The organism is Burkholderia sp. BCC1996 (genome assembly GCF_905339955.1).
Taxonomy (GTDB): Bacteria; Pseudomonadota; Gammaproteobacteria; order Burkholderiales; family Burkholderiaceae; genus Burkholderia.
Window position 1 is genome coordinate 1 of the sequence record NZ_CAJPHM010000031.1, and the last position, 21,013, is coordinate 21,013.

Sequence of the window (21,013 nt, forward strand, 5' to 3'; positions counted from 1 at the left end):
TGGCGACGACGCGGGCTTCCTGAACGCATCGCGGATCAAGGGCAGCCACGCGGCGATCAAGACCGGCATGCTGGCCGCCGATGCCGCGTTCGACGCGCTGCAGGCCGGTCGTCAGAGCGACGAGCTCAACGCGTATCCGGATGCGTTCAAGCAATCGTGGCTGTACACGGAGCTGTACCGCGCGCGCAACTTCAAGCAGTGGATGGCGAAGGGCCTGTACCTCGGCACGCTGATGGTCGGGCTCGAGCAGAAGGTGATGGGCGGCAACGTGCCGTGGACGCTGCACCACAAGCATGCGGACCACGAGATGCTGAAGCCGGCGTCGCAATGCACGCCGATCGAGTACCCGAAGCCGGACGGCAAGCTGACGTTCGACCGGTTGTCGTCGGTGTTCATCTCGAACACGAACCACGAGGAGAACCAGCCGGCGCACCTGACCTTGAAGGACGCGAACGTGCCGGTGAACGTGAACCTGCGCACCTACGCGGGACCGGAGGCGCGCTTCTGCCCGGCGGCGGTGTACGAGTTCGTGAAGAACGACGACGGCAGCGACCGCCTCGTGATCAACGCGCAGAACTGCGTGCACTGCAAGACCTGCGACATCAAGGACCCGACGCAGAACATCGTGTGGGTCACGCCGGAAGGCGGCGGCGGGCCGAATTATCCGAACATGTAACTGCCGAAGAACGCCGCCTCGCGCGGCGTTTTTTTCGTCGGTTCGACGTTCGACATTCGACGCCGCCCGGCTCTCCATCGGGCGCGCGACTCATGCACCGCGCCCGCATCGGCTGCGCTAACGCGCCGCGATCCGCCGACGGAAATGCTCGGTACCTGACACGATCTTGTCGAGCACCGCGTCGAGCGCCCAGAAGCGCTCGCGCACGTCGTAGTCGATCGCGCGGCAACGAATCGATCCGAACGTGCCGATCCGTTGATGATAGATCTTCGCAAGCGCCGGGTAGCCCAGCGCTTCCGACACCGCCGAGAGCACCAGGAACGTCGACAACTCGTCGGCCAGCGCCGGATCCGAGCCGCCCTGCGTGCGCAACCATCGGTACAGGTCGGGATGGAAGTTGGTGAACACGCCGTTGAAACCGGCCGACCCCGCCTTCATCGCATCCCATGCGATCGCGGCGTTTGCATTGAGGATCTTCAGCGGCGACCCCGCGGCGAGTGCGACGCGTCGCTTCACCGTCTCCAGATCGCAGCTCACGTCCTTCAACATCACGAAGCGGCCGGTGTCGATGCACGCACGCAGTTCGTCATCGGACAGCAGTCGCCGATAAGGCGCCGGACATTCGTACAAACCGAGCGGCAGATCCGACGGCAACCGGGCGAGCAGCTTGTGAAGATGGTCGAGAAGCGCGGCGCTGCCCTTGCGCTGCGGATCGAGGCGGTTGGTCACGAGCACGACGCCCTGCGCACCCGATTCTGCCGCGGCACGCAGCTCGGCGACCTGCGCATCCAGATCGTCGCTGATGTGCCCGGACGCGACGACGGGCACGCGCCCGGCCACCCGCTCGACCACGAAACGCGCGAGTTCCGCACGCTCGGCAAGACTCAGGAATTGCATCTCGCTCGATTGCGCGACCGCGAACAGCGCATCCGCGCCGTGCGCCAGATACCATTCGACGAGTCGCTCGAGGCCCGCGTAGTCGATCGCGCCGGCGTCGTCGAACGGCGTCAGCATCACCGGTACGATCCCCTCGATGGTTGCGCTCGATTGCCGATGTGGTTGCATCTGTTTCTCCTTCCTTCAGTGAATACGGGGGTGTAGCCGACGGACTCAGGCCGGCAGCGGTCCGGGCGCGGCGCTCGCGGACTGCTCGGGAATCGGTTTGCGCACCAGCAGCAGGTAAGCCATCGCGCCGGCGAATGCGATTGCCGCCGCCGTCAGCAGCGCCGGCACGAACGACCACCTCTGCGCGATGACCCCCGTCAGGATCGGCGCGAGCGCACCGCCGATGAAACCGCCGAAATTCTGGATCGCGCCGAGCGATGCGACACGGCTCGGCGGGGCGGCCGCCGTCGCGAGCGCCCACGAGCATGCCGACGCCGCATTGGCGAGAAAGATCACGACCGAAATGCATGCGAGCGCGACCGTGTTGCTCTGCACGAGCGCGGCCGGAATCGTGAACGCGACCATCCCGAGCATCGCGACGACCACCGCGTTGCGCCGGCTCACGACCGGCGAGCGGCTGCGGCGCGTCACCAGATCCGAGAGCCAGCCGGCAACGAGCGAACCGACGAACCCGCACAGGAACGGCACGGATGCCGCAAACCCGGTGCGCACGAGGCTCATGTGACGCTCCATCGTCAGGTAGCCCGGCAGCCAGGTCAGGTAGACCCAGTTCAGATACACGGAACCGAAGAATCCGAGCAGCATGCCCCAGGTCGTGCCGTGCGAAAACAGGCTGCGCCAGTCGGCGAAGGTCAGTTTCGGCATCGCGACGGCCGTCTGCGCATCGGTATCGAGATACGCGCGTTCCGCCGCGGTCAATTGCGCGCGCGCCGGATCGCGGTACAACGCAAACCAGACGACGGCGACGACGAGGCCGAGCGCGCCCGTCACGACGAATGCCCAGCGCCAGTTGAACGATGCGACGAGCACCGCGAGCAGCAATGGCGCGAGTGCGGTGCCGAGCGGCGACGCCGCGTTGAAGATGCCGGTCGGCGTACCGCGCGCACGCAACGGAAACCAGTTGCTCACCACCCGCGCCGCCGACGGGAACTGCGGCGCCTCGCCGATGCCCAGCACGATGCGCGCGACGATGAACCAGCCGAAGGTGGACACGATGCCGCCCGATGCCTGCGCGAGCGACCAGACGATCAGCCCGATGCCGAGCAGCCGGCGCGGCCCGATGCGATCGACGAGTCCGCCGACCGGGAACTGGCACAGCGCGTAGCTCCACGAGAACGCCGACAGCAGCAAGCCCATCTGCGAGAGCGACAGCCCGAGATCGCCCCGGATTGCCGAACTCGCGACGGCCAGCGTGCCGCGGTCGAGATAGTTGACGATCCCGCTCGCCATCAGCAGCGCGAGCGCAATACGTTGTCCGCGCCGGATACGTGGCGGCGCCGTCGGAACAGCATGATTCTCGTTCATTGCGTTTGTCTCCATGTCCTGAATGGTTTCCGGGCCTCGGTCTGTTCCGTCTTCGCGGAATCTATGCGGCCCCACGCTCCACTTCCTCGCGTGTCGGAATCGACGTCTGCGCGCCGTGGCGCGTGACGCTGATCGCGGCCGCACGCTGTCCGAACGCGATCGCGTCGTCCATCGACGCGCCGCTCGCCCGGGCGGCCGCGAAGCCGCCGACGAAGGTATCGCCGGCCGCCGTCGTATCGACGGCGACCACCGCCATCGCCCGATGGCGGCCGCTCCCTGCACTTCCGCGCCAGCAGACGCCGCGCGCGCCCAGCGTGACCAGCACGTTGCCGACACCCTTCGCGCGCAGCGCTTCGGCGGCTCGCACCGCGGAGGCGTCGTCGCCGACGGCAATGCCGGTCAGCGACTCCGCTTCCGTTTCGTTGACGACGAGATAGTCGATGCGGGCCAGCAATGCGTCGAACAGCGGCCGGGCCGGCGCCGGATTGAGCAGCACCGGCGTGCGATGCGCGATTGCACTGCCGATGGCGCGCGCGACGGTCTCGATCGGCACCTCGAGCTGGCACACCATCAGCGCCGCGCCGGCGATCGCGTCGCGCGCCCGGTCGATCAATTCGGCATCGAGGCGCGCGTTTGCACCGGGCACGACGACGATGCTGTTCGCGCCGTGCGCATCGACCGTGATCGTCGCGACCCCGGTTGCCTCGCCGTCGATCCGGTGCAGATGCGTCACGTCGATGCGCTCCGCGGCCAGCGCGTCGTGCAGACGTGCGCCGAACGCGTCGTTGCCGACGCAGCCGATCATCGCGACCGACGCACCGAGGCGCGCGGCGGCCACCGCCTGGTTCGCCCCCTTGCCGCCGTGAACGGTCTGGAACGTGGTGCCGAGCAGCGTTTCGCCCGGCACGGGCAGCCGCGGCGCATGCGTGACGAGGTCGACGTTGACGCTGCCGACGACAGCGATTCGGGGTGGTCTGGTGTGGGTCATCATCGAATGTAACCGCTTACATTTTCGACGGACAAAATGGCCTGATCGGCCTTCGTCGACGAAAACGTCACGATGCGGTTGAAATCTGTGTCTGACATAATACGGAGTAGCATCAAGATAGCGCTTACATTCTCACAGGCGAGACCGGGATTGCAAGCGGGACCACGATGAATCGAGGGTAAACGATGGCGTTTTTGACCACACGCGGAGCCTGCAGGGCAGCCGCGCCCGGGGATGACCGATGAGTACGCCTTCATCCGGTGGTGGCACGGCGCGCGCGCGCCGCGGCAGCGGCCGGTCGGTGCTCGGCGACGTCGCGAAACTCGCCGGCGTGTCGACCGCGACCGTTTCGCGCGTCTACAACGATCCCGGCAAGGTCTCGGCCGACGTGCAGCAGCGCGTGCGCGACGCGGCACGTGCGCTGAACTGGATTCCCAATGCAGCCGGCCGCGCACTCGCCTCCACGCGCACCCACATCACCGGGGCGATCATTCCGACGCTCGACGACCAGGTGTTCGCATCGCAGGTGGCGGGCATGCAGGCGGTCATGGCCGAGCACGGCATCACCCTGTTCCTGGGCTGCTCGAATTACGATCCGGCGCAAGCGCTCGCGCAGGTGCGCGCGATGCTGTCGCGCGGCGTCGAAGCGGTGTCGCTGGTCGGCGAAGCCTATCCGCCGGAAGTATTCGAACTGCTCGACCTGCATCGGGTGCCGTATGTCGTCACCTATGCTTACCGCGACGACAGCCCGCACTGCTGCATCGGCTTCGACAACCGCGCGGCATTCGCGCGACTGACCACGCACCTGCTCGAGCTCGGGCATCGCGATTTCGCGATCATCATGCAGCCTTCGGCCGACAACGACCGCGTGCAGGCCCGCCTGCGCGGCATTCACGAGACGCTCGCCGCGCGCGGGCTCGCGGTCAGGCCGATCCACCAGCACGAGGGCGCGGCCACGATCGCGTTCGGGCGGGCGAGCCTGCGCGCGATTGCCGACAGCGGCGCGACGCGCCCGACGGCCGTGATCTGCGGCAACGACGCACTCGCGCTCGGCGCCCTGCTCGAGGCGCAGGCACTGGGCATCGACGTGCCTTCGCAGCTGTCGATCACCGGGTTCGACGATGTCGCGCTGGCTCGCGAAATCCGGCCGGCGCTGACGACGATGTGGGTCGACACCGATGCGATCGGCCGCAAGGCCGCCCGTGCGTTGCTCGACGCACTCGAAAACGGCGCAGCCGGGCCCGGTTGCGCGGTACTGCCGGAGCTGCGGGTACGCGAATCGGCCGCGCCGCCGGACGCGCCGGCCCAATGAAAGCGGGGCGCCGCAGGCGCCCCGTTTCGCATCGAATCGGCTAAATCGGTCGAACCGGCGAGTGCCGGCTCCGTTGCATCAGGTCGCGCTGCCCGCGATCTTCGGCGTCGGCGTCTCGACGTCGCCGCACTGCGCGCGATGGCGCAGCGCGTGGTCGATCAGCACCAGCGCGAGCATCGACTCGGCGATCGGCGTCGCGCGAATGCCGACGCACGGGTCGTGGCGGCCGAAGGTTTCGACGGTCGCTTCTTCACCGGACTTCGTGATCGAACGGCGCGGCGTGCGGATGCTCGAGGTCGGCTTGATCGCGATCGACACGGTGATGTCCTGCCCCGTCGAAATCCCGCCGAGCACGCCGCCTGCATGGTTGCCGACGAAACCGGCCGGCGTCAGTTCGTCGCCGTGCACCGAGCCGCGCTGCGCGACGCTGTCGAAGCCCGCGCCGATCTCGACGCCCTTCACCGCGTTGATGCTCATCATCGCCTTCGCGATGTCCGCGTCGAGCCGGTCGAATACCGGTTCACCCCAGCCGACCGGCACGCCCGACGCGACGACGTCGATGCGCGCACCGATCGAATCGCCGTCCTTGCGCAGCGCGTCCATGTAGGCTTCCAGCTCCGGAACGATCGCCGCATTCGGCGAGAAGAACGGGTTCTCGCGGACGTGCGACCAGTCGACGAACGGCACGTCGATCTCGCCGAGACCGCTCATGTAGCCGCGCACTTCGACGCCGAAGCGCTCGCGCAGCCACTTCTTCGCGACCGCGCCCGCGCCGACGATCGGCGCGGTCAGGCGCGCGGACGAGCGGCCGCCGCCACGGTAGTCGCGGATGCCGTATTTCTGCCAGTAGGTGTAGTCGGCGTGGCCGGGGCGGAACGTCTCGACGATGTTGCCGTAATCCTTGCTGCGCTGGTCGGTGTTGCGGATCAGCAGCGCGATCGGCGTGCCGGTCGTCACGCCTTCGAACACGCCGGACAGGATCTCGACCTCGTCGGCTTCCTGGCGCTGCGTCACGTGCCGCGACGTGCCGGGCTTGCGGCGATCGAGCTCGACCTGGATGTCGGCTTCGGTCAGCCCCATTCCCGGCGGGCAGCCGTCGATCACGCAGCCGATCGCGGGACCGTGCGATTCGCCGAAGGTCGTGACAGTGAAAAGCGTGCCGAGGGTATTGCCGGACATGATGGAACCGCCCAAAGAGAAATGGACAAACCGATGCGCTGCCGGGGCCGCTGGCAGGCCGATCGTTTGCCGGTCGAGAAAAGAGGTAAACCGCTATTATGCCAGCCGTCCCGGACCCGCGGGCCGCGTGAACCGTTCAGACCATACTGGCCGGCCACGCAGACGACCCGGCGCGAGAATCGTCGACCTGCGCCGTTCCGGTCGAACCGGCCGGTTTGCAGCCGTCTGCTGCCCGATACGAAGCCGCCGGGGCCCGCCCTGCCTACTTCCGCGCGCCGCGCAGCTCGGTCACCGCCGCCTGCAGCGCCTCGGGCGTCGCGACCGAGGCCGCGATCGGCTCGCCGACCGCGAGCGTCAGCCGGCTCATCACGCCGCGCTTGATGGGCCGCGGCATGCGCGCATCGGCATGACGGGAGAAATAGCTGCCCCACAGCCCGCGCAGCGCCATCGGGATCACGGGCGCCGGCGTGCGACCCAGGATCTCGGTGATGCCGTGGTGGAAGGTGTTGATGTCGCCCGTCTTGGTCAGCTTGCCCTCGGGGAAGATGCACACGAGTTCGCCGTCCTTCAGCGCGGACTCGCATGCGTCGTACGCGCGCGCGAGCATGTCGGGATCCTCGTGGCGCGGCGCGATCGGAATCGCCTTCGCATGCCGGAACACCCAGCTCGCGAAGCGCGCCTTGAAGATCCGGTGATCCATCACGAACCGGATCGGCCGCGGGCTCGCAGCCGCCAGCACGAGCGCGTCGACGTAGCTCACGTGGTTGCATACGAGCACGGCCGCGCCCTCTTCCGGGATCCGCTCCGCATGGACGAGACGAATCCGGTAGAACGTGTGCACCAGCACCCACGCGACGAAACGCAGCAGGAACTCGGGGACGAGCAGGTAGATGTACGTCGCGACCACGACGTTCAGCAGCGCGGTGACGAGGAACAGGCCGGGGATGTCGACCCCGGCCTTGGTCAGCCCCATCGCCATCAGGGCCGACAGGATCATGAACAGCGCGTTCAGGATGTTGTTCGCGGCGATGATCCGCGCACGGTGGGTCGGCGCGCTGCGGCTCTGGATCAGCGCATACAGCGGCACGCTGTAGAAGCCACCGAACATCGCGAGCAGGAACAGGTCGGCCAGGATGCGCCAGTGACGCGCGCCGCCCAGGAATTCCCCGACCGACAGCAGATGCCCGGGCGACGGCAGCGAGCGGCTCGCGAAATACAGCTCGATCGCGAACACGCTGATGCCGATCGAGCCGAGCGGCACGAGGCCGATCTCGACGCGGCGCTGCGACAGCCGCTCGCAGAGCAGCGAGCCGAGGCCGATCCCGACCGAGAACGTCGCGAGCAGGACCGTGACGACGTCGGGGCTCGCGGACAGCACGTCCTTCGCGAAATTGAAGAACGACGTGAGGAACGTCGCGCCGACGAACCACAGCCACGAGATGCCGAGCAGGCTCAGGAACACGGTGCGGTTCTGCCGCGCGAGCCCGAGGTTGCGCCACGTTTCGCTGAACGGGTTCCAGTTGATCACGAGATCGGGCTGCGGCGCGGGCGTCGATGGCACGCGCTGCGCGACGAGCCGCCCCGCGAGCGCGATGACGACGACGCTCACCGCCAGCACGCGCTCGCCGCTGCCTTCGATGCCCGCGGCCGCGCCGCCGATGATCGTGCCGATCAGGATCGCGATGAACGTGCCCATCTCGACGAGGCCGTTGCCGCCGACCAGTTCGTGGTCGCCGAGATGCTGCGGCAGGTATGAATACTTGACGGGGCCGAACAGCGTCGAGTGCATCCCCATCATGAACGTGCACAGATACAGCAGCGTCGCGCTGTGCGTGACGAAACCGGCCGCGCCGACCAGCATCAGCACGATCTCGAAGGACTTCACGAAGCGCGTGAGCGTCGCCTTGTCGTATTTGTCGGCGATCTGGCCGGAGGTGGCCGAGAACAGCACGAACGGCAGGATGAAGATCGCGGAGATCAGGAACGCGGCCGTCTTCGCGTCGACGCCGGAAAAGCGCGCGGTGTGATAGGTGACGAGCGACGTGAAGCCGATCTTGAACACGTTGTCGTTCAGCGCGCCCAGGAACTGGGTCGTGAAGAACGGCGCGAAACGGCGCTGGCGCAACAGGTCGAACTGCGACGCGTGGGCGCGCCGTTCGCCGCGCGATGCGGAAGAGACTTGCGTGTGATCGCTCATGCGGAATACGCGCGCATCGTCTGGGCGAAGCTGCGCGGGCCTTGGGTTGTTGTCGAAAAAAAGGCGGCGCAGGCTGAACCTGCGCCGCCGTACGCCGAATGGCAGCGCCCGCGCGTCATGGCACCGGGCGCGACGCGATTCACGGCTTCTGCGCTTCGGCTTCCGATTCCGGCCAGTCGCGGATGTACGCCTTCAGCATCCGGTTCTCGAAGCTCTGCGCCTCGACGACCGTCTTCGCGACGTCGTAGAACGAAATGACGCCCATCAGCACCTTCTTGTCGAGCACCGGCATGTAGCGCGCGTGGCGCTCGAGCATCATCCGGCGCACTTCGTTGACGTCGGTTTCCGGCGTGCACGTGAGCGGCTCGTCCATCACCTTGCGCACCTGCACGTCGCCGATCGCGCCGCCGTTCACGTGCAGGCGCAGGATGATCTCGCGGAACGTCAGCATCCCGACGAGATCGCCGTACTCCATTACGACGAGCGAACCGATATCGTGTTCGGCCATCGTATCGACCGCTTCGCGCAGCGGCTTATCGGGCGTCACCGTAAACAGCGTGTTGCCCTTCACTTTCAGAATATCGCTGACGCGCATCGTAGTCCCCTCATGCTTGAATGCAAAACCGCTTTCGATCCTATCGGAAAGCCTGTCAAAAGGAAAGCTCAGCCCCACGCGGCGCGGCCGTCGCCGCTTGCGGACACCGGCCGGCCGCCGCACAATGACTCCATGGACGGCGGCCCGAGGAGACGGCCATGGCACATACGCATACGGAGCAATTCGCCAGCTTCGCCGATTTCTACCCGTACTACCTGAACGAACACCAGAACCTGACGTCGCGCCGGCTGCACTTCATCGGCTCGCTCGGCGTGATCGGCTGCGTCGCGATGGCGATCGCGACGGGCCACTGGCCGTGGCTGCCGGCGGCGGTCGTGTGCGGCTACGGATTCGCGTGGGTCGGACACTTCTTCTTCGAGAAGAACCGCCCCGCCACGTTCCGGCACCCGATCTACAGCCTGATGGGCGACTGGGTGATGTTCAAGGACATCTGCACCGGCAAGATTCCGCTATAACGCCCGCCCGGTACCGCGTCACGCCGTTTTCGGCGGCCGCGCGTGCGGGTCGGGCGCCCCGCCGGGCACCGGCCCGGGCACGGTCGCGGCCGGCGCACCCGCAAGCCGGTGCGCGGCGATCAGCGACGCAAGCGATACGTCGAACCGGTCGTTCGACAGCACCTCGAGCAATGCCGCGCCTTCGACGTGGCTGCTGCGTCGCTGCAGCTGGTAGGTCAGTTCGGTGCGGTCGATCACCAGCACGTCGAACAGCTGCGCCAGCGTCAGCTGCTCCGGATTCGCCAGCAGGATGTAGCGCGGCGCGCGTTCGCCGCTGTCCAGCCGCGCGATCCATTCCCGCTCCTCCATCGTCGACAGCAGCCGCTGCGCGGTTTCCATGTCGCAGCGCAACATGGCCGCAAGCCGCATCGCCGTATAGCCCGCCTTGCCGACCGCGCGCGCCTCGGCCAGCCGCGCGAGCAATTCGAGCGCGTCGAGCAGGTCGCTGCCCGCATAGTGGATGCGATGGAACTGGCCGACGCGGATCGCCGGCAGCGCGGACGCCACCATCGCGCCGAGCAGCGCGATGAACCAGCTCAGATACACCCACAACAGGAACACCGGCAGCGCCGCGAACGCGCCGTAGACGGCCGTATAGGTCGGAATGCGCCGCACGTAATAGCCGAAGCCGCGCTTCGCGAGCTCGAACGCGATGGCCGCGAACAGCCCGCCGATCACCGCGTCGCGCCATGCGACCGTGCAGTTCGGCAGATACACGTACAGCAGCGTGAACGCGAGCACGGTCAGCGGCAGCGACACGAACGCGAGCAGCCATTCGACGATCGACGTCGACGGCGCGGCGCCGGTGAACGCCAGCGATTGCGTAAACAGGTACGACGAGATCGACAGGCTCACGCCGAACAGCAAGGGCCCGAGCGTGATCAGCGCCCAGTACGCGAGCACGCGCTGCGCGAACGGCCGCGGCTTGCGCACCCGCCAGATCAGGTTGAACGCGGACTCGATCGTCATCATCGTCATCACGGACGTGACGACGAGCACGATCAGACCGGCCGTCGTCAGCCCCTTGGCCTTCGACGCGAACTGGTTCAGGTACTTGAAGATCTGGACGTTGAACTGCGCGGGCATCAGGTGATCCGCGAGGAACCCCTGCAGCGAGATCTGGAACGACGCGAACATCGGGAACGCGGTAAACAGCGCAAACGCGACCGTCACGAGCGGCACGAGTGCCAGCATCGTCGTGAACGTGAGGCTGCCCGCCACTTGCGGGATGCGATCCTCGGCGCTGCGCCGGGCCGCGAACTGCGCGAGGCGCTTGAGGGTGTCGAGATCGACGCTCAACTTCGGCAAACGGCTTCTCCTTCTCTGCTGACGCCGCGCGCCCGGTGGCGCGCCGCCGCCGCGCTGCGCGACGACTTCAGCCCCTATAATAGCCGCTCGATCCAGCAGGGGCCGACTGCACCGGGCATCCGCGCGGCCGCATGCGGCCCCGTCGCCCATGAAAGACATCCTCGTCCTCTATTACAGCCGCCACGGCGCCACGCGTGATCTCGCGCTCGCAATCGCGAACGGCATCGACAGCGTGCCCGGCATGCAGGCCCGCATCCGTACCGTGCCACCCGTCTCGACGGTCTGCGAAGCCACCGCCTCCGATATCCCCGACGACGGCCCGCCGTATGCGGAACTGCGCGATCTCGAGGAGTGCGCGGGCCTCGCGCTCGGCTCGCCGACCCGCTTCGGCAACATGGCCGCCTCGCTCAAGTATTTCCTCGACGGCACGACGCCGCAATGGCTGTCGGGCGCGCTGACCGGCAAGCCGGCCTGCGTGTTCACGTCCACCGGCAGCCTGCACGGCGGCCAGGAGTCGACGCTGCTGTCGATGATGCTGCCGCTGCTGCATCACGGGATGATGATCGTCGGCATCCCGTACACGGAATCCGCGCTCAGCACGACGCGTACCGGCGGCACGCCGTACGGCGCGTCGCACGTGTCGCAGCACGATCGCAGCGGGCCCGCGGGGCTGTCGGCGGACGAAAAGGCGCTCGCGGCCGCGCTTGGCGTGCGGCTCGCGCGTGCGGCAGCGGCCCTCGCCGACGCCCAGGCCGCCGAGGCCGCATGAACGCGCCTGCCCGTCCCCCCGTCACCGCCCGGCCGCGCTACGCGCTGGCCGCGGCCGCGTGCCTCGTCGCGCTGATCGCGCTGTCGCTCGCGTGGGAACTGTGGCTCGCGCCGCTGCGCCCGGGGGGCTCGGCGCTGATGCTCAAGGCCGTGCCGCTCGCGCTCGCGCTGCCAGGCGTCTGGCGGCGTAACATCTATACGATGCAGTGGGCGAGCATGCTGATCCTCGTCTATTTCGCCGAAGGCATCGTGCGCGGCATGTCCGACCGCGGATTGTCCGCGACGCTCGGCTGGTGCGAGACCGCGCTCGCCGTCGGCTTCTTCGTGGCCGCGCTGGCCTACGTCGCGCCGTTCAAGCGCGCGGCGAAGCAGCAGCGCGCCGCGTCCTGACCCTTACGCGACCGAACGTATGAATTCTTCCGAAGCCTTCGTATCCGCCTGCCGAGACGCGATCGGCGCCACCTACGTGCTGACCGAGCCGCACGACACCGAACCGTTCCTGACCGACTGGCGCCGCCGTTACAAGGGCAGTGCGTGCGCGGTGCTGAAACCGGCCGATACGGCGGAAGTCGCCGCGCTCGTCCGGCTCGCCAACGCGCACGGCGTCGCGCTCGTGCCGCAGGGCGGCAACACGGGGCTCGCCGGCGGCGCGACGCCCGACGCGAGCGGCAGCCAGGCCGTGCTGAGCCTCGCGCGCCTGAACCGCGTGCGGGCCCTCGATCCGCACAACAACACGATCACGGTCGACGCCGGCGTGATCCTCGCCGACGTGCAGGCGCGCGCCCGCGAAGGCGGCCGGCTGTTCGCGCTGAGCCTCGCTGCCGAAGGCAGCTGCACGATCGGCGGCAACCTGTCGACCAACGCGGGCGGCACCGCGGTGCTGCGCTACGGCAACGCACGCGAGCTGTGCCTCGGGCTCGAGGTCGTGACGCCGCAGGGCGAGATCTGGGACGGCCTGCGCGGGCTGCGCAAGGACAACACCGGCTACGACTTGCGCGACCTGTTCATCGGCGCCGAAGGCACGCTCGGGATCATCACGGCCGCCGTGCTGAAGCTGCATCCGCTGCCGGCCGCGCAGGTCACGGCGCTGGCCGCGCTCGAGTCGCCGCACGCGGCGCTCGACTTCCTCGCGCTCGCGCAACGCGCGGCCGGCCCGCTGCTGACCGGCTTCGAGCTGATGTCCGACTTCTGCATGCAGCTGGTCGGCAAGCACTATCCGCAACTGCGCTATCCGTTCGACCGCACGCATGCGCAGACGGTGCTGCTCGAACTGTCGGACAACGAAAGCGAAACGCATGCGCGCGCGCTGTTCGAAAAACTGATGGAAGAGGCGTTCGAGGCCGGGCTCGTGGTCGACGCGGTCGTCGCGGAAAATCTCGCGCAATCGCGCGCGTTCTGGGACCTGCGCGAACACATCCCGCTCGCGCAGGCCGACGAAGGTCTCAACATCAAGCACGACATCGCGGTGCCGATCTCGTCGATCGCGCGCTTCATCGGCGAAACCGACGCGGCGATCCAGCAAGCCGCGCCGGGCGCGCGGATGGTCACGTTCGGCCACCTCGGCGACGGCAACCTGCACTACAACGTGCAGACGCCCGAAGGCGGCGACCCGAAGGCGTTCCTCGCGGCATTCCAGAAGCCGATCAACCGCATCGTCTACGACAACGTGCACCGTCACCACGGCACGATCAGCGCGGAGCACGGGATCGGCCAGCTGAAGATCGACGACGCGCAGCGCTACAAGTCGCCGGTCGAAACGGCGCTCATGCGCACGCTGAAGACCGCGCTCGACCCGCGCGGGCTGATGAATCCCGGCAAGGTCCTGCACTGAAGCCCCCGTCCCGGAGCGATGCCCATGAGAGTCCGCGTCCTGTCCGACCTGCATCTCGAATGCAACCAGCCCGACACGATCGCGCATGCCGACGCGGATCTCGTCGTGCTGGCCGGTGATATCCACAATCACGCGGAAGGCCTGCGCTGGGCCGCCGAGACGTTCGATCCCGACGTGCCGGTGATCTACGTGCCGGGTAATCACGAGTACTACGACGGGGAATTCGGCGCGCTCGAAACCGCGATGCGCGACGCCGCGCATACGCTCGACCACGTGCATTACCTGAACAACGGCGTGTACGTCGATCCGGCGCAGCGCTTTCGCGTGCTCGGCACGACGCTGTGGGCCGATTTCTCGCTGTTCGGCGCCGATCAGGCGAGCGTCGCGCGCGCGATCGACGCGGCCATGCGCGTGATGCTCGATTTCAAGGGATTGATCCAGGTGACGTGGCCGCACGATGCGTCCGTGCATGCGGCGGCAGCCCCGGAGCGGGATTTCACGCCGGCCGATGCGATCGCACTGCACCGGCAAGGCCGCGCGTGGCTGGAAGCACGGCTCGCGACACCGTTCGCGGGCCGCACGATCGTCGTCACGCATCATGCGCCGCACCTGCGCTCGCTGGCGGAGCGTTATGCGGAAGACCTGGCGTCGGCGGGATTCGTCACGGACATGGCGGAACTCGTGCGGCCGCCCGTGGACCTGTGGATCCACGGCCACACGCATACTTCATTCGATTACGTGACCGACAGCGGCACGCGCGTGGTGTGCAACCCGCGCGGCTATATCCGCCGGCGCACCGGCGAACTGGAGAATCCCGCGTTTGCGTGGGACAAGGTAGTCGAGCTCGGCTGAGCGCCAAGCCATCGGGCCGCGTGATGCGGCCCTACCCGAGCTGAAAGGCCGCCCGATCAGCGATCGGCGCGGCGCGAGCCGTTCGACGACGGGCGCACCCGCACCGGCACGGGCTTCATCCGTGCCTTCATCGCGCGCAGCAGATCGCGCGTCGCCGCGGCGGCAGCAGCCGCACCAAGCAAAACTCCAAGGCCGATCATCAGTTGCGTATCCATTGCGACTCCGGGTGTGGGCAGTTCCAAATCTCGATGATTGAAACAGTATCAAACTGTCCGCGGTCCGTTGGTAAAAAAATGTTGCGTGAAGGACAAATCTCGTCAGATTGCACTCGACCGCGCGCTCATGTCGCAGCCGTGAACTGCGCGAGCGCGGCTTCGTCGGCTTCCAGCGTGGCCGGCAGCTCGTCGCGCAGGAAATCGACCCAGGTGCGGATTTTCGCGTCGAGGTACTGGCGCGACGGATACAGCGCGTAGATGTTCATCACGTGCGACCGGTATTCGGGCATCACGCGCACGATGTGTCCGCTGCGCAGCCCGCCGATCGCCGAATAGAGCGGCAACCCGCCGATTCCCATCCCTTCCCGCACGGCCACCGCGAGCGCCTCGGCGACGTTCACGCGGAACGGCGGCGCCGTGACCGGAACCACTTCGTCGCCGCGCGGCCCCGACAGCGACCACTCGTCGAAATGAAAACCGGGCGCGACCATCCCGAGACAGACGTGCTGCTCGAGATCGGCCGGGGTCTGCGGCACGCCGTGCGCGTCGATATAGCCCGGCGACGCGCACACGACGCTGTAGCTCTCCCCGAGCCGCTGCGACACGAGCCCCGAATCCGGCAGGTCGCGGCCGACCACGATCGCGACGTCGTACCCCTCGTCGAGCAGGTCGGGCATGCGCTGCGCGAGCGTCAGCTCGACGTGCACGTCCGGATAGCGCTGCCGATAGCGCGCGATGGCCGGCACCAGATAGTGCTGCCCGAGGCTCGTGAAGCAATGCACCTTCAGCTTGCCCGACGGCCGCGCGTGCGCGTCGCCCGCTTCGGCTTCGGCCTGGTCGACGTACGCGAGGATCTGCTCGCAGCGCTGCAGGTAGCGCTCGCCCGCTTCGGTCAGCGCGATCCGGCGTGTCGTCCGGTTCAGGAGGCGCGTGCGCAGGTGCGCCTCGAGATCCGACACGGCGCGCGACGCATAGGCGGTGGTCGAATTCATCTGCTGGGCGGCCGCGGTAAAGCTGCCCGCGTCGACCACGCGGACGAAGACCCGCATGTTTTGTAACGTATCCATCCCATTACCCGTATGAATCCGGAGGGATTGTTGCACAGGGGCCAACAAATATTATCTCAGGATTCGTAAAAATGACTTGCACCGTTGTCCATTTATTCAGGAATCACTGAAAAATATAATCGCATCCGACTTATCTATATCCGAAAGGGAGAAAATCGTGCGGTCTCCGGCAACAAAAGGGACGCTGGCACTGGCGGTTCTTGCAGTCTCATTAATAATGGCCGGATGCGCGAGCATGGGCGACAACAAGCCGCAGTCCGCCCGCATCGAAGCGAACACGCTCGACGCCGGCGCCGCGATCCGCGCGGCGGACCACGATGCGGGCTGGCCCGCGTCCGACTGGTGGCGCGCGTACCGCGATCCGCAGCTCGATGCGTGGATTGCCGCCGCGCAGGCCGGCAACCCGAGCCTGGCGGCCGCCGAGGCGCGCGTGCGCGAAGCGCAGGCGATGGCGCGCGTGGCGCGCTCGGCGGAACTGCCGCAGATCAACGGCAATCTGTCGCTGATGCGCCAGCACTGGCCCGACAACGTCTACTACGGCCCGGGGCCGCTCGCCGACACCGACACCTGGAACAACACCGGCACGCTCGGCCTGTCGTACCACCTCGACCTGTGGGGCAAGGACAAGAACGCGACCGAGCGCGCGCTCGACACCGCGCATGCGACCGCGGCCGACGCACGGGCGGCGAAGCTCGAGCTCGAGGTCAACGTCGTGCGCGCGTATGTCGGCATGTCGATGAACTACGCGCTGCTCGACCTTGCGCACGAAACGTTCGAACGCCAGCGCTCGCTGGCCGATCTCGCGCGCAAGCGCCTGCAGGCCGGCCTCGGCACGCAGCTCGAAGTCAGCCAGGCCGAATCGACGCTGCCCGACTACGAGCGCCAGATCGACAGCTACGAAGAAGCGATCCAGCTCGCGCGCCACCAGCTCGCCGCGCTCGCGGGCAAGGGTCCTGGCGCCGGCGACGCGATCAAGCGGCCGAGCCTGTCGCTCGATGCGCCGGCCGGCCTGCCGTCCGCGCTGCCGGCCGACCTGCTCGGGCGCCGCCCGGACGTCGTCGCGGCCCGCTGGACGGTCGACGCGCAGGCTCGCGGCATCGATGTCGCGAAAGCCGCGTTCTACCCGAACATCGACCTGCTCGCGACGGTCGGCGGCTTCGGCGTGACCGCGCCGTTCACCGACTTCCTGCGCGCGATGAACGGCGGCTGGACGGCCGGCCCAGCGCTGTCGCTGCCGATCTTCGAAGGCGGCCGGCTGCGCGCGCAACTCGGCGCGGCCGACGCCGGCTACGACCAGGCGGTCGAACGCTACAACCAGACGGTCGTCGGCGCGCTCAAGGACATCGCCGACCAGGTCGTGCGGATCCGCTCGCTCGACACGCAGAAGAAGGACGCCGCGCGCTCGGTGGCCGCCAACGACCGCAGTTACCAGCTGTCGCGCGAAGGCTTCCGCCGCGGGCTGACCGATTACGTGAACGTGCTCGTCGCGCAGCAGCAGTTGCTGCGCGCGCAGGAGACGGCCGCCCGCATCGACGCGGAACGCCTCGCCGCGCGCGCGCAGTTGATGGCCGCGCTCGGCGGCGGCGTCGAGACGGAGGCGCAGACGGATGCGGACGTTCGGGGCGGCCATCCGCCGCGCGACGCGTCCGCCGCGGGTGCCGCCGCGCCGGCAGCCGCATCGGGTGCGAAGCCCGCCGCGGCCGCCGCGCGCCCCGCGCAGGTCGCGACGGCCGGTTCGGCGGGTGCAGCCGCCACGCCGGCCGCACGGTAACGCGGAGCGACCGTCATGTCAGCCTCCTCCCCCGCTTCCACGCACGCCGGCGGCGCGCTCGCGGCCTGGTACGCCGCCTTCGGCGACTGGGCCCGCAGCGACGGCGCCGCGCGGCTCTACCTGTTCAAGGCGCTGCTCGCCGCGTTCATCGCGACCGGCGTGTCGATGCGGCTCGACCTGCCCGCGCCGAAGACGGCGATGACCACGGTGTTCATCGTGATGCAGCCGCAAAGCGGCGCGGTGCTCGCGAAGAGCTTCTACCGGGTCGCCGGCACGATCTTCGGGCTGATCGCGACGCTCACGTTCGTCGGGCTGTTCCCGCAGCAGCCGCAGCTGTTCCTCTTGGCCGTCGCGCTGTGGGTCGCGCTGTGCACGGCCGGCGCCGCGCGCAACCGCAATTTCCGCAGCTACGGCTTCCTGCTCGCCGGTTACACGACCGCGCTGATCGGGCTGCCGGCGTCGCAACACCCCGACGGCGCGTTCATGAGCGCGATGACGCGGGTCGCCGAGATCATGGTCGGGATCGTGTCGGCAGGCGTCGTCAGCGCGCTGGTGTTTCCGCAGTACACCGGCGAGCAGATGCGCACGACGGTGCGCAAGCGCTTCAGCAGCTTCGTCGACTACGTCGCGGCGGCACTGTCGGGCCAGCTCGACCGCGCGCACATCGAAACCATCCATACGCGCTTCGTCGCGGACGTGGTCGGCTTCGAAGCGGCGCGCAGCATGGCCGTGTTCGAGGATCCGGACACGCGGATGCGCAGCGGCCGTCTCGCGCGCCTGAACAGCGAGTTCATGAGCGTATCGAGCCGCTTCCACGCGCTGCACCAGCTGATGAACCGGCTGCGCGCGGCCGGCGCGCAGGCCGCGATCGATGCGATCGAGCCGTACTTCCGCGAAATCGCGCCGCTTCTGACGCGCAACGGCGAGCCGGTGCGCTCGTCGGCCGACGCCGCGCTCGCCGCCGAACAGTTGCTCGCGTGGCGCGACGCGCTGCCGCGCCGCATCCGCGCGACGCGCGCCGCGCTCGAGACGCAGCCGGATTTCCCGCTGCTCGACTTCGACACGGCCACCGAGCTCCTGTACCGCTTCATCACGGACCTGCACGAATACGCGGCAACCTACGCGTCGCTGTCGACCGCGACGCACGAGCGCGAGCGCTGGATCGAACGCTACGAGCCGCGCACCAACCTGACGGCGATGGTGATCGCGGCGATTCGCACCGCGACCGTGATCCTCGTGCTCGGCGCGTTCTGGATCGCGACCGCGTGGCCGAGCGGCGTGACGCTGACGCTGACGGCGGCGGCCACCTGCGCGCTCGCGTCGTCGACGCCGCGCCCGACCGCGATGTCCGCACAGATGGGCATGGGTACCGCACTGGCCGTCTGCACGGGCTTCCTGCTGACGTTCGGCATCTACCCGCACATCGACGGCTTCCCGCTGCTGTGCGTGGCCCTCGCGCCGCTGCTCGCGATCGGCATCTTCATGACGCTGAAGCCGAAGCTCGCCGGCTACGGGATGGGCTACCTGATCTTCTTCAGCTTCCTCGCCGGCCCCGACAACATCACGCACTACGACCCGACGAGCTTCATGAACGACGCGCTCGCGCTGGTGCTGTCGATGCTGGTCTCCGCGATCGCGTTCGCGGTGCTGTTCCCGCCGACCGCGCCGTGGCACAAGAAGCGGCTGTTCGCCGACCTGCGCCACCAGGTGGTCGCGGCGTGCCACGCACGGCTGGCCGGATTGCGCACGCGCTTCGAGAGCGGCGCGCGCGACCTGATGTACCAGGCGCACACGCTGTCGGCCGACCAGCCCGACGTGCAGCGCGACGCGCTGCGCTGGATGTTCGCGGTGCTGGAAACGGGCAATGCGGCGCTGGACCTGCGCGCGGAGCTGGCGACGCTGCCGTCCGACCCGCGCTATGCGCCGACGACACCGTGGCGCCGCGCGATCGAGACGCTGCGCGCCGCGCTGTCCGCGCTGTTCCGCAAGCCGGACGCGGCGCGCTTCGACGCGGCGCTCGCCGCGGTCAACGCCGCGATCGACGCGACCCGGCAAACGCTCGATGCGTTCACGCCGTCGCGCGAGGAGCGCCACCGGCTGCAACGCATCCTGAGCCATCTGCATTTCGTACGCACGGCGCTGCTCGATCCGGAATCGCCGCTCGAGCCGCTCAACCGCAACCGCCCCGTGCGTCCCCAACAAGGAGCCTCATCATGATGCCGCGTGAAATCGCCATTCTCGATGCCTACATGCCCACGGTGGTCCTGATGTTCGTCCTGGGCGCGCTCGCGACCTGGGCCGTCGACCGCCTGCTCGCCTACACGGGCCTCTACCGTCTCGTCTGGCACCCGTCGCTGTTTCGCGCGTGCCTTCTCGTCTGCATTTGCGGCGGACTGAGTCTTGCCGTTTACCGTTGATTCCGAACCATCATGATTCTCAGAAAACTCTTCGGCTTCGTCGCGACCGCCATCATCCTTCTCGTCGCGATCCTGATCGGGCGCTCGCTCTGGGTGCACTACATGGACGATCCCTGGACGCGCGACGGCCGCGTCCGTGCCGAGATCGTCAACGTCGCGCCGGACGTGTCGGGCGCGATCGTCGAGCTGCCCGTGCATGACAACCAGCTCGTGAAAAAGGGCGACCTGATCATGCAGATCGACCCGTCGCACTACCAGATCGCGGTCGAGCAGGCGCAGGCGGCCGTCGCCGCCCGCCGCGCGGAACTGCAGATGCGCCGCGACGACGCGGCCCGTCGTGCCGACCTCGACGCGCTCGTCGTGTCGAAGGAAAACCGCGAGAACGCGGCGCACAGCGCGTCGAGCGCCGATGCGCAGTACCAGCAGGCGATCGCCGCGCTCGACGCCGCGAAGCTCAACCTCGAACGCACGCGCGTGGTCGCACCGGTCGACGGCTACATCACGAACCTGCAGACGTTCAAGGGCAACTACGCGGTGGCCGGCCAGGCGAAGCTCGCGATCGTCGACAGCCATTCGTTCTGGGTCTACGGCTACTTCGAGGAAACCAAGCTGCCGCGCGTGAAGGTCGGCGCGCCGGCCGAGATGCGGCTGATGAGCGGCGGCGTGATGAAGGGCCACGTCGAGAGCATTTCGCGCGGCATCTACGATCGCGACAACCCGCAAAGCCGCGACCTCGTCGCGGACGTGAACCCGACCTTCAACTGGGTGCGCCTCGCGCAGCGCGTGCCGGTGCGCATCCGCATCGACGAGGTGCCGGCCGACGTGGTGCTGTCGGCGGGCACGACCTGCACGGTCATCATCGATCCGGACCAGCGGAAGAAGTCGTAAGCGC

The 21,013-nt window shown here is 68.1% G+C and carries 20 protein-coding genes; 11 read left to right on the plus strand and 9 right to left on the minus strand.

The window, feature by feature from the left end; all coding sequences use genetic code 11:
* On the plus strand, positions 1-676 hold a 676-nt coding region (locus tag U4Z64_RS31680), incomplete at its 5' end, for a 4Fe-4S dicluster domain-containing protein (protein WP_321822027.1).
* A 117-nt stretch (positions 677-793) separates the two neighbouring features.
* Here the strand turns inward: U4Z64_RS31680 and U4Z64_RS31685 are convergent.
* From U4Z64_RS31685 to rbsK, 3 genes are all read right to left on the minus strand, one after another.
* Complete coding sequence (locus U4Z64_RS31685) at positions 794-1,741, minus strand: dihydrodipicolinate synthase family protein (protein WP_321810391.1); 948 nt, start codon at positions 1,739-1,741, stop codon at positions 794-796.
* Between the two features lie 45 nt (positions 1,742-1,786).
* Complete coding sequence (locus tag U4Z64_RS31690) at positions 1,787-3,106, minus strand: MFS transporter (protein ID WP_124488978.1); 1,320 nt, start codon at positions 3,104-3,106, stop codon at positions 1,787-1,789.
* A gap of 61 nt (positions 3,107-3,167) precedes the next feature.
* Positions 3,168-4,097 carry a ribokinase gene (gene rbsK, locus U4Z64_RS31695; RefSeq protein WP_044846062.1) on the minus strand — a complete coding sequence of 310 codons (930 nt, stop codon included), beginning with the start codon at positions 4,095-4,097 and terminating at the stop codon, positions 3,168-3,170.
* 238 nt (positions 4,098-4,335) lie between these two features.
* On the opposite strand from rbsK, the gene U4Z64_RS31700 reads away from it, so the two are divergent.
* A complete protein-coding gene (locus tag U4Z64_RS31700) occupies positions 4,336-5,406 on the plus strand; it encodes a LacI family DNA-binding transcriptional regulator (protein WP_321822028.1) in 1,071 nt (356 codons plus the stop codon).
* Between the two features lie 78 nt (positions 5,407-5,484).
* Here U4Z64_RS31700 and aroC read toward each other — a convergent pair whose 3' ends face one another.
* From aroC to U4Z64_RS31715, 3 genes are all read right to left on the minus strand, one after another.
* Positions 5,485-6,585 (minus strand): chorismate synthase, encoded by a 1,101-nt coding sequence (gene aroC, locus U4Z64_RS31705; protein ID WP_044846064.1) that lies wholly within the window; start codon positions 6,583-6,585, stop codon positions 5,485-5,487.
* A gap of 262 nt (positions 6,586-6,847) precedes the next feature.
* Positions 6,848-8,782, minus strand: a complete 1,935-nt coding sequence (locus U4Z64_RS31710; RefSeq protein WP_321822029.1) for an MFS transporter — start codon at positions 8,780-8,782, stop codon at positions 6,848-6,850.
* A gap of 139 nt (positions 8,783-8,921) precedes the next feature.
* Positions 8,922-9,377 carry a CBS domain-containing protein gene (locus tag U4Z64_RS31715; RefSeq protein ID WP_044846066.1) on the minus strand — a complete coding sequence of 152 codons (456 nt, stop codon included), beginning with the start codon at positions 9,375-9,377 and terminating at the stop codon, positions 8,922-8,924.
* Positions 9,378-9,535: 158 nt separating this feature from the next.
* On the opposite strand from U4Z64_RS31715, the gene U4Z64_RS31720 reads away from it, so the two are divergent.
* Positions 9,536-9,853 carry an Mpo1-like protein gene (locus U4Z64_RS31720; RefSeq protein ID WP_044846067.1) on the plus strand — a complete coding sequence of 106 codons (318 nt, stop codon included), beginning with the start codon at positions 9,536-9,538 and terminating at the stop codon, positions 9,851-9,853.
* An 18-nt stretch (positions 9,854-9,871) separates the two neighbouring features.
* On the opposite strand, the gene U4Z64_RS31725 is transcribed toward U4Z64_RS31720, so the two are convergent.
* A complete protein-coding gene (locus U4Z64_RS31725) occupies positions 9,872-11,200 on the minus strand; it encodes a YihY family inner membrane protein (RefSeq protein WP_321802169.1) in 1,329 nt (442 codons plus the stop codon).
* A 148-nt stretch (positions 11,201-11,348) separates the two neighbouring features.
* Here U4Z64_RS31725 and wrbA point away from each other — a divergent pair, with 148 nt between their 5' ends.
* Genes wrbA through U4Z64_RS31745 form a run of 4 tightly spaced genes read left to right on the plus strand, consistent with a single transcriptional unit; the run spans position 11,349 to position 14,651 of the window.
* A complete protein-coding gene (gene wrbA / locus U4Z64_RS31730; protein WP_321802168.1) occupies positions 11,349-11,969 on the plus strand; it encodes an NAD(P)H:quinone oxidoreductase in 621 nt (206 codons plus the stop codon).
* Positions 11,966-12,358, plus strand: a complete 393-nt coding sequence (locus U4Z64_RS31735) for a DUF2069 domain-containing protein (protein WP_321822030.1) — start codon at positions 11,966-11,968, stop codon at positions 12,356-12,358. The genes wrbA and U4Z64_RS31735 overlap by 4 nt, the downstream gene beginning before the upstream one ends.
* A 19-nt stretch (positions 12,359-12,377) precedes the next feature.
* On the plus strand, positions 12,378-13,799 hold the full coding sequence (locus U4Z64_RS31740) for an FAD-binding oxidoreductase (protein ID WP_321822031.1): 1,422 nt from the start codon (positions 12,378-12,380) through the stop codon (positions 13,797-13,799).
* Between the two features lie 24 nt (positions 13,800-13,823).
* Positions 13,824-14,651 carry a metallophosphoesterase gene (locus U4Z64_RS31745; protein WP_321822032.1) on the plus strand — a complete coding sequence of 276 codons (828 nt, stop codon included), beginning with the start codon at positions 13,824-13,826 and terminating at the stop codon, positions 14,649-14,651.
* Between the two features lie 56 nt (positions 14,652-14,707).
* Here U4Z64_RS31745 and U4Z64_RS31750 read toward each other — a convergent pair whose 3' ends face one another.
* Together U4Z64_RS31750 and U4Z64_RS31755 are read right to left on the minus strand one after the other, a co-directional pair.
* Positions 14,708-14,866 (minus strand): hypothetical protein, encoded by a 159-nt coding sequence (locus U4Z64_RS31750; protein WP_170296438.1) that lies wholly within the window; start codon positions 14,864-14,866, stop codon positions 14,708-14,710.
* A gap of 125 nt (positions 14,867-14,991) precedes the next feature.
* Positions 14,992-15,933 carry a LysR family transcriptional regulator gene (locus U4Z64_RS31755; RefSeq protein ID WP_044846073.1) on the minus strand — a complete coding sequence of 314 codons (942 nt, stop codon included), beginning with the start codon at positions 15,931-15,933 and terminating at the stop codon, positions 14,992-14,994.
* 157 nt (positions 15,934-16,090) lie between these two features.
* Here U4Z64_RS31755 and U4Z64_RS31760 point away from each other — a divergent pair, with 157 nt between their 5' ends.
* The 4 genes from U4Z64_RS31760 to U4Z64_RS31775 are packed head-to-tail and all read left to right on the plus strand — an operon-like array spanning position 16,091 to position 21,009.
* Positions 16,091-17,704, plus strand: coding sequence for an efflux transporter outer membrane subunit (locus U4Z64_RS31760; protein ID WP_321822033.1), 1,614 nt, complete (start codon positions 16,091-16,093; stop codon positions 17,702-17,704).
* A 15-nt stretch (positions 17,705-17,719) separates the two neighbouring features.
* The gene (locus tag U4Z64_RS31765) at positions 17,720-19,921 is read left to right on the plus strand and encodes an FUSC family protein (protein WP_321822034.1); all 2,202 of its coding nucleotides are present in this window, start codon (positions 17,720-17,722) and stop codon (positions 19,919-19,921) included.
* Positions 19,918-20,121: a DUF1656 domain-containing protein gene (locus U4Z64_RS31770; protein WP_011351756.1), complete on the plus strand. Its 204-nt coding sequence runs from the start codon at positions 19,918-19,920 to the stop codon at positions 20,119-20,121. The genes U4Z64_RS31765 and U4Z64_RS31770 overlap by 4 nt, the downstream gene beginning before the upstream one ends.
* A gap of 12 nt (positions 20,122-20,133) precedes the next feature.
* Positions 20,134-21,009: an HlyD family secretion protein gene (locus U4Z64_RS31775; RefSeq protein WP_044846076.1), complete on the plus strand. Its 876-nt coding sequence runs from the start codon at positions 20,134-20,136 to the stop codon at positions 21,007-21,009.
* The last annotated feature ends 4 nt before the right edge of the window (positions 21,010-21,013 follow it).

Coding starts and splice junctions, on each gene's coding strand:
- U4Z64_RS31710 (WP_321822029.1), bottom strand. CDS start 8,782: ATGAGCGATCACACGCAAGTCTCTTCCGCATCGCGCGGCGAACGGCGC.
- U4Z64_RS31750 (WP_170296438.1), bottom strand. CDS start 14,866: ATGGATACGCAACTGATGATCGGCCTTGGAGTTTTGCTTGGTGCGGCT.
- U4Z64_RS31745 (WP_321822032.1), top strand. CDS start 13,824: ATGAGAGTCCGCGTCCTGTCCGACCTGCATCTCGAATGCAACCAGCCC.
- U4Z64_RS31690 (WP_124488978.1), bottom strand. CDS start 3,106: ATGAACGAGAATCATGCTGTTCCGACGGCGCCGCCACGTATCCGGCGC.
- wrbA (WP_321802168.1), top strand. CDS start 11,349: ATGAAAGACATCCTCGTCCTCTATTACAGCCGCCACGGCGCCACGCGT.
- U4Z64_RS31755 (WP_044846073.1), bottom strand. CDS start 15,933: ATGGATACGTTACAAAACATGCGGGTCTTCGTCCGCGTGGTCGACGCG.
- U4Z64_RS31775 (WP_044846076.1), top strand. CDS start 20,134: ATGATTCTCAGAAAACTCTTCGGCTTCGTCGCGACCGCCATCATCCTT.
- U4Z64_RS31765 (WP_321822034.1), top strand. CDS start 17,720: ATGTCAGCCTCCTCCCCCGCTTCCACGCACGCCGGCGGCGCGCTCGCG.
- rbsK (WP_044846062.1), bottom strand. CDS start 4,097: ATGATGACCCACACCAGACCACCCCGAATCGCTGTCGTCGGCAGCGTC.
- aroC (WP_044846064.1), bottom strand. CDS start 6,585: ATGTCCGGCAATACCCTCGGCACGCTTTTCACTGTCACGACCTTCGGC.
- U4Z64_RS31740 (WP_321822031.1), top strand. CDS start 12,378: ATGAATTCTTCCGAAGCCTTCGTATCCGCCTGCCGAGACGCGATCGGC.
- U4Z64_RS31715 (WP_044846066.1), bottom strand. CDS start 9,377: ATGCGCGTCAGCGATATTCTGAAAGTGAAGGGCAACACGCTGTTTACG.
- U4Z64_RS31720 (WP_044846067.1), top strand. CDS start 9,536: ATGGCACATACGCATACGGAGCAATTCGCCAGCTTCGCCGATTTCTAC.
- U4Z64_RS31700 (WP_321822028.1), top strand. CDS start 4,336: ATGAGTACGCCTTCATCCGGTGGTGGCACGGCGCGCGCGCGCCGCGGC.
- U4Z64_RS31735 (WP_321822030.1), top strand. CDS start 11,966: ATGAACGCGCCTGCCCGTCCCCCCGTCACCGCCCGGCCGCGCTACGCG.
- U4Z64_RS31770 (WP_011351756.1), top strand. CDS start 19,918: ATGATGCCGCGTGAAATCGCCATTCTCGATGCCTACATGCCCACGGTG.
- U4Z64_RS31685 (WP_321810391.1), bottom strand. CDS start 1,741: ATGCAACCACATCGGCAATCGAGCGCAACCATCGAGGGGATCGTACCG.